The organism is Ideonella azotifigens, from assembly GCF_006519715.1.
In the GTDB taxonomy this organism is placed as follows: domain Bacteria; phylum Pseudomonadota; class Gammaproteobacteria; order Burkholderiales; family Burkholderiaceae_C; genus Ideonella; species Ideonella azotifigens.
This window is the reverse complement of the sequence record NZ_VIDT01000296.1, coordinates 1-6526: the sequence shown is the minus strand read 5'-3', so window position 1 is coordinate 6526 and position 6526 is coordinate 1. Positions and strand designations below refer to the sequence as shown.

At 68.0% G+C, this 6526-nt stretch carries 7 protein-coding genes; all 7 read left to right on the top strand.

Going from position 1 to position 6526, the window contains the following annotated elements; genetic code table 11:
- Positions 1-263 precede the first annotated feature (263 nt).
- Positions 264-800, top strand: coding sequence for a hypothetical protein (locus tag FKP22_RS17370; RefSeq protein WP_211361445.1), 537 nt, complete (start codon positions 264-266; stop codon positions 798-800).
- Between the two features lie 26 nt (positions 801-826).
- Positions 827-1516: an alpha-ketoglutarate-dependent dioxygenase AlkB gene (locus FKP22_RS17365; RefSeq protein ID WP_141288749.1), complete on the top strand. Its 690-nt coding sequence runs from the start codon at positions 827-829 to the stop codon at positions 1514-1516.
- Between the two features lie 224 nt (positions 1517-1740).
- A complete protein-coding gene (kdgD, locus tag FKP22_RS17360; protein WP_141288747.1) occupies positions 1741-2652 on the top strand; it encodes a 5-dehydro-4-deoxyglucarate dehydratase in 912 nt (303 codons plus the stop codon).
- 104 nt (positions 2653-2756) lie between these two features.
- Positions 2757-3233, top strand: coding sequence for a nuclear transport factor 2 family protein (locus FKP22_RS17355; RefSeq protein ID WP_141288746.1), 477 nt, complete (start codon positions 2757-2759; stop codon positions 3231-3233).
- 32 nt (positions 3234-3265) lie between these two features.
- Positions 3266-4600, top strand: a complete 1335-nt coding sequence (gene gudD / locus FKP22_RS17350; RefSeq protein ID WP_141288745.1) for a glucarate dehydratase — start codon at positions 3266-3268, stop codon at positions 4598-4600.
- A 52-nt stretch (positions 4601-4652) separates the two neighbouring features.
- Positions 4653-5639 carry a Bug family tripartite tricarboxylate transporter substrate binding protein gene (locus FKP22_RS17345; RefSeq protein ID WP_141288744.1) on the top strand — a complete coding sequence of 329 codons (987 nt, stop codon included), beginning with the start codon at positions 4653-4655 and terminating at the stop codon, positions 5637-5639.
- Positions 5640-5644: 5 nt separating this feature from the next.
- A partial coding sequence (locus tag FKP22_RS17340) for an alpha-hydroxy acid oxidase (RefSeq protein WP_141288743.1) occupies positions 5645-6526 on the top strand: 882 nt, incomplete at its 3' end.

The window sequence follows — 6526 nt, the reverse complement described above, 5'->3', positions numbered from 1 at the left end:
CCTGGCGCAGGTTGCCGTGGTGGTAGGCACGCGCTGCGGGCGCAGCGTGAGAAGCAGAAGCCTTGGCTGGCTTGACCATGTAAGCACCTTGTGTGGCGCCTGGACCGGCGCCTGGGCCGGCGCCTGGGCCGAAATGTAATCTCCGATCACATTGAAGTCACCGGCCACCACCATGCACACTCGCCCCCTGCCCCACCCCTGCCCGCGCCAGGCTGCTCGAAGGGCGGCGCCTGCTGGCCTGCCTGTCGCTGGCGCTGCTGCTGATGGCGGCGACTCCCTTGCTGGTGCTGCCGGACCTGGTGCCTGCGCTGCGCCTGGCCATTCGCCTGACCGCGCGCAGCTCGTGGCTGTTGTTTCTCCTGGTCTTCACCGCCTCGGCCGCCGCCCGCCACTGGCCCGGCGCCCTGACCCGCTGGCAGCTGCGCAACCGCCGCCACCTGGGCCTGGCCTTCGCGGTTTCGCACACCGTCCACCTGGCCGCCATCCTCGGCTTCGCCAACCTCGATCCCGCCGGCTTCCACCAGGCCAGCAGCCTGGGCAACCAGATCACCGGTGGCATTGCCTACGGCTTCATCGCGCTGATGGCGCTGAGCTCGTCCGACACGGTTGCCGCCTGGCTCGGCCGCAAGACCTGGGGCCGGCTGCACACGGCCGGCATCTACTACCTGTGGATCAGCTTCATGGTGACCTTCGGCAAGCGCATCCCGACGTCTGCCAGCTACGCCGTGCCAGTCGTCATCCTGCTGCTGGCGCTCGCCTTCCGGCTCTGGCCCCAGCGCAAGACCAGGCTCACGTCATGAGCCAGCCACGGGCCTAGACTTCGGCGATGCACCAGCCATCGCTGTTCGAACCCGCCGAGATGCTGCCTTCGCGGCTCCCGCCGGGTTTGAGCTACCAGCCTGAGTTCCTCACCGAAGCCGAAGAGGCCGGGTTGATCGAATTGATCCGCAGCCTGCCGCTGGCCGCCGCGAAGTACAAGCAATACACCGCCCGCCGCCGCGTCGTCAGCTACGGCGGCAGCTACGACTACGACGCCAACCGCCTGCTGCCCGCCGCCCCGCTTGTCGACGAACTCAAGCCGCTGCGCGAGCGCGTCGCCGCCTGGGCCGGCGTGGCGCCGGAAGACCTGGTGCATGCGCTGGTTGCCGAATACGCACCGGGCACCCCGCTAGGCTGGCACCGCGACGTGCCGAACTTCGAGCACGTCTTCGGCGTCTCGCTGGGCAGCGAGGCCATGCTGCGCTTCCGGCCGTATCCACCGGAGACAGCCAGGCGCGAAGATGTGCTGCGCGTGCCGGTGGCACCCCGCTCGATCTATGCCATGCGTGGCCCGTCGCGCTGGGACTGGCAGCACAGCGTGCCGCCGGTGGCGGCGCTGCGCTGGTCGGTCACGTTTCGCACGCGGCGGGACTACCACCAAGGTCGCGAGCAAACAAATGGGGTCAGCAAACAAATGGGGTCAGAGTCAATTTATCCAACGGATGAGTCAACCATGGTCACCACCATTTCCAGATAAATTGACTCTGACCCCATTTGTTTGAACGACCGGTGGGGACTGGTCGTTGCTGGTGGCCTCGGCGCGGAACTCAAACAAGCCACTGCCGCGTCAGTGGAATCACCAAGTCCCAATCGGCTTTGGTGTTGTACGATGACTGACAACATCTCGAAGCCAGGCCCTTGTTCGCTGTTCTGCCTGGCTGTTCTGTTCACTTCCCCAGTCCTTCGCTGCCAGGAGCCCTCATGTCCCCCCAAGAACTCAAAGCCGTCTTGCAATCCGGCCTGCTCTCGTTCCCGCTGACCGATTTCGACAGCGAGCTGAACTTCGCGCCCAAGGCCTACGCCGACCGGCTGGAATGGCTCCAGCCCTACGGCGCCTCGGCGCTGTTCGCGGCCGGCGGCACCGGTGAGATCTTCTCGCTGGAACCGGTCGAGTTCAGCGCGGTGATGAAGGTGGCGCTGGAGACCTGCAAGGGCCGCACGCCCATCATCGCCGGTGCCGGTGGCGGCACCCGCCTGGCCATCCAGTACGCGCAGGAAGCAGAGCGCCTGGGCGCGCAAGGCATCCTGCTGATGCCGCCTTACCTGACCGAAACCAGCCAGGAAGGCCTGATCGCCCACGTGCAGGCGGTCTGCAAGAGCGTGAAGTTCGGCGTCATCGTCTACAACCGCGCCAACTGCCGCCTGACGCCCGCCAGCCTGCAAGTGCTGGCCGACACCTGCCCGAACCTGATCGGCTTCAAGGACGGCGTGGGCGACATCGAGAAGTTCGTCTCGGTGCGCCAGACCCTGGGCGAGCGCTTCGCCTACCTGGGCGGCCTGCCCACCGCCGAGCTGTTCGCCGGTGCCTACAAGGCCATGGGCTGCCCGGTGTATTCGTCTGCAGTCTTCAACTTCATTCCGAAGACGGCGATGGACTTCTACAACGCCCATGCCGCGAACGACACCGAGACCTGCGACCGCCTGATCCGCGACTTCTTCATCCCCTACATCGCGATCCGCAACAAGGGCGAAGGCTATGCGGTCTCGATCGTGAAGGCTGGCGCCACCATCATCGGCCACAGCGCCGGCCCGGTGCGCCCGCCCATCTCCGACCTGAAGCAGGCCGAGTACGACGAACTGGCCGCGCTGATGGCCAAGCTCGGCCCGCAGTAAGGCGCCAAGTCCCCGGCGGCCTCGCGCCGCCTCCCCATGCCACCGCCCCAACGGCCGCAGAGCCGGGGCGCGGCATGTTCCATGATCCCTACAGGAGACACCTGATGAAACTGATCCAACGCTCGCGCCGCGCTGCGCTTTCCGCACTGCTGACGCTTGCCGCCACGCTGCCCCTTGTCACCTTGCCGGAGGCCGCCATGGCGCAAAGCGATGAAGCCCGTGCCGTCGGCGCAGCCGTCGAAAAGCTGCGCACGCTGATGGTCGACCCCGACCGCGCCGCGCTCGAAGCCATCGTCGCCGACAACCTGACCTACGGCCATTCCGGCGGCAAGGTCGACACCAAGGCCAGCTTCATCAAGGACTTGCTGGAAGGCAATTCAGACTTCGTCAGCATCAGCCTGACCGAGCAGCAGGTCACCGTGACCGGCGACGTGGCCACCGTGCGCCATGTGCTGCAGGCCGCCACCAACGACGCCGGCAAAGGCCCGGGCACCGTGAAGCTGCATGTGCTGAGCGTGTGGACCCGCCAGGCCGGCGCGTGGACGCTGCTGGCCCGCCAGGCCGTTCGCCTCCCGACCTGAGCCGCACAGCGGCCTCAACCGAGCTTCTTCCCATGACCTCCTCTGCCACGCCCACCGTCCAGCAAGTGCGTGTCGTGCCCGTTGCGGGCCGCGACAGCATGCTGCTGAACCTGTCCGGCGCCCACGCGCCGTTCTTCACCCGCAACCTGCTGATCCTGACCGACAGCGCCGGCCGCACCGGCGTGGCCGAGGTGCCTGGCGGCGAGCCGATCCGCCAGACGCTGGAAGACGCCCGCGGCCTGCTGGTCGGCGCCAAGGTGGGCGACTGGCAGCGCGTGCTGAATGCGGTGCGCACCCAGTTCGCCGACCGCGACGCCGGTGGCCGCGGCCTGCAGACCTTCGACCTGCGCACCACCATCCACGCGGTCACCGCGGTGGAAACCGCGCTGCTGGACCTGCTGGGCCAGCACCTGGAAGTGCCCGTTTGCGCGCTGCTCGGTGAAGGCCAGCAGCGCGCCAGCGTGCCGATGCTGGGCTACCTCTTCTACGTGGGTGACCGCAGGAAGACCGACCTGCCCTACGACACCCAGCCGGACCAGGCCGACGACTGGCTGCGCCTGCGCCATGAAGAGGCGATGACGCCCGAAGCCATCGTCAAGCTGGCCGAAGCCTCGCAGGCCCGCTACGGCTTCCAGGACTTCAAGCTCAAGGGTGGCGTACTCAGCGGCGAGCAGGAAGTCGAAGCCATCAAGGCACTGAAGGCCCGCTTCCCCAAGGCCCGCATCACGCTGGACCCGAACGGCGGCTGGCTGCTGAAGGACGCGATCCGCCTGATGCGCGACATGCACGGCGTGCTGGCTTATGCCGAAGATCCGTGCGGGGCCGAAGCCGGCTTTTCCGGCCGCGAGGTGATGGCCGAATTCCGCCGCGCCACCGGCCTGCCCACGGCCACCAACATGGTCGCCACCGACTGGCGCCAGATGGTGCATTCGCTCTCACTCCAGTCGGTCGACATCCCGCTTGCCGACCCGCATTTCTGGACGCTGCAGGGGGCAGTGCGCGTAGGCCAGACCTGCCGCGATTTCGGCCTGACCTGGGGCTCGCATTCGAACAACCACTTCGACGTTTCGCTGGCCATGTTCACCCATGCCGCGGCCGCGGTGCCCGGCCGCGTCACCGCGATCGACACGCACTGGATCTGGCAGGAAGGCCAGGAGCTGACGAAGAACCCGTTGCAGATCGTCGGCGGCGAAGTCGCCGTGCCGACCGCGCCCGGCCTGGGCGTGACGCTGGACATGGCCGCCGTCGAAGCGGCGCACCAGCTCTACCTGCAGCACGGACTGGGCAGCCGCGACGACGCGACCGCGATGCAGTACCTGATCCCTGGCTGGAAGTTCGACAACAAGCGACCCTGCCTGGTGCGCTGAAGCGCGCGCCTTGAGCCTGGTTCCAAACCATCCCAAACGGAGACATCACCCCATGAACACGACTCGCCGTTCCGTGCTGGCCTCGGCCGCATCATTGGCTGCATTCGGCAGCGCTTTCCCGCTGCGCGCACTCGCCGCGGACGCCTACCCGTCCAAGCCCATCACCTACACCGTGGCCTTCCCGCCCGGCGGCACCTCGGACATCCTGGCCCGGCTGATCGCCGACAAGCTGGGCCCGGCCCTGAAGGGCACGGTCATCGTCGAGAACAAGGCCGGCGCCGGTGGCAGCGTGGGCTCGGAAATCGTCTCGCATGCGGCGCCGGACGGCTACACGCTGCTGGGCGGCACCATCAGCTCGCACGCGATCAACGTCAGCCTCTACCCCAAGCTCGGCTATGACCCGGTCAAGTCCTTTGTGCCGGTGACGCTGATCGGCACCAACCCGCTGGTGCTGCTGGTCAAGGCCGACAGCCCGTACAAGACCGCCAAGGACCTGGCCGCTGCCGCGAAGAGCAAGCCGCTGACGGCCGCTTCCGCCGGCAACGGCACCTCGCAGCACCTGGCGCTGGAGCTGTTCAAGTACAAGCTGGGCCTGAAGGACGTTGTGCACGTGCCGTACAAGGGCAGCGGCCCTGCGCTGCAGGACACGCTGGCCGGCCAGGTCGACATGATGTTCGACACCACGGTGGCCGCGGCGCAGTTCATCGAGTCCGGCAAGCTGCGCGCGCTGGCCGTCACCTCGGCCAAGCGCGTCAGCAGCCTGCCCGACGTGCCGACGATTGCCGAGACGGTGCTGCCTGGCTTCGAGGTCGTCTCGTGGCAGGCCATCTTCGCGCCGGCCGGCACGCCCAAGCCGCTGGTGGACCGACTCAACAGCGAGATCGGCAAGATCCTGGCGACCGCCGACATGCAGGAGCGCCTGACCAAGCTGGGCATGCTGTCGCAGCCCATGACGTCCGACCAGATCCAGGCGTTCCAGAAGGCCGAAGTCACCAAGTGGGCCGAGGTCATCAAGGCCGCCAACATCAAGGTCGACTGAGCACCATGACGGCTGCCGCCACCGTGCCTGCCAACGCTGCGCCTGCCCACGCGGACACACCGCGTTCGCAGCGCGCGGCACGGCAGCAGCAGCGGCTGGCCCGGCGCTTCCTGTCGCTGGATGACTTCGAGCCCGCCGCACAGCGCCGGCTGCCGCGCCCACTGTTCGGCTACGTGGCCGGTGCCACCGAAACCAACGCTTCGCTGCAGGGCAACCGCGAGGCCTTTGCGCAGTGGCAGTTCGTGCCGCGGGTGCTGGTCAACGTGTCCGCGCGCGAACAGTCGGTCGAGCTGTTCGGCCGGCGCTACGAAGCGCCGTTCGGCATCGCGCCCATGGGCATCAGCGCGCTGACGGCCTACCGCGGCGACATCGTGCAGGCCCGCGCTGCCGCGCAAGCCGGCGTGCCGATGGTGCTCAGCAGTTCGGCGCTGATCCGCATGGAAGACGTGCTGGCCGAAGCGCCCGGCACCTGGTTCCAGGCCTACCTGGCGCGCGACCTCGACGCCGGCCTGGCGCTGGTGGACCGCGTGGCCAAGGCGGGGGTGGACGTGCTGGTCATCACCGTGGACTCGGCCGTGGTGCCCAACCGCGAGAACAACGCGCGCAACGGCTTCAAGACCCCGCTGCGGCCGGACCTGCGCCTCTTGTGGGACGGCCTCACCCATCCGCGCTGGGCGCTGGGCACCTTCCTGCGCACGCTGGTCCGGCATGGCATGCCGCATTTCGAGAACGTCGAGGCTGGCCGCGGCGCACCGCTGGTGGCCAAGGACGTGACGCGCGACTTTTCCGGCCGCGAGCACCTGGACTGGGACGCGCTGAAGCTGATGCGCCAGCGCTGGCGCGGCGCGCTGGTGCTCAAGGGCATCTGCCACCCGCAAGACGCCCGC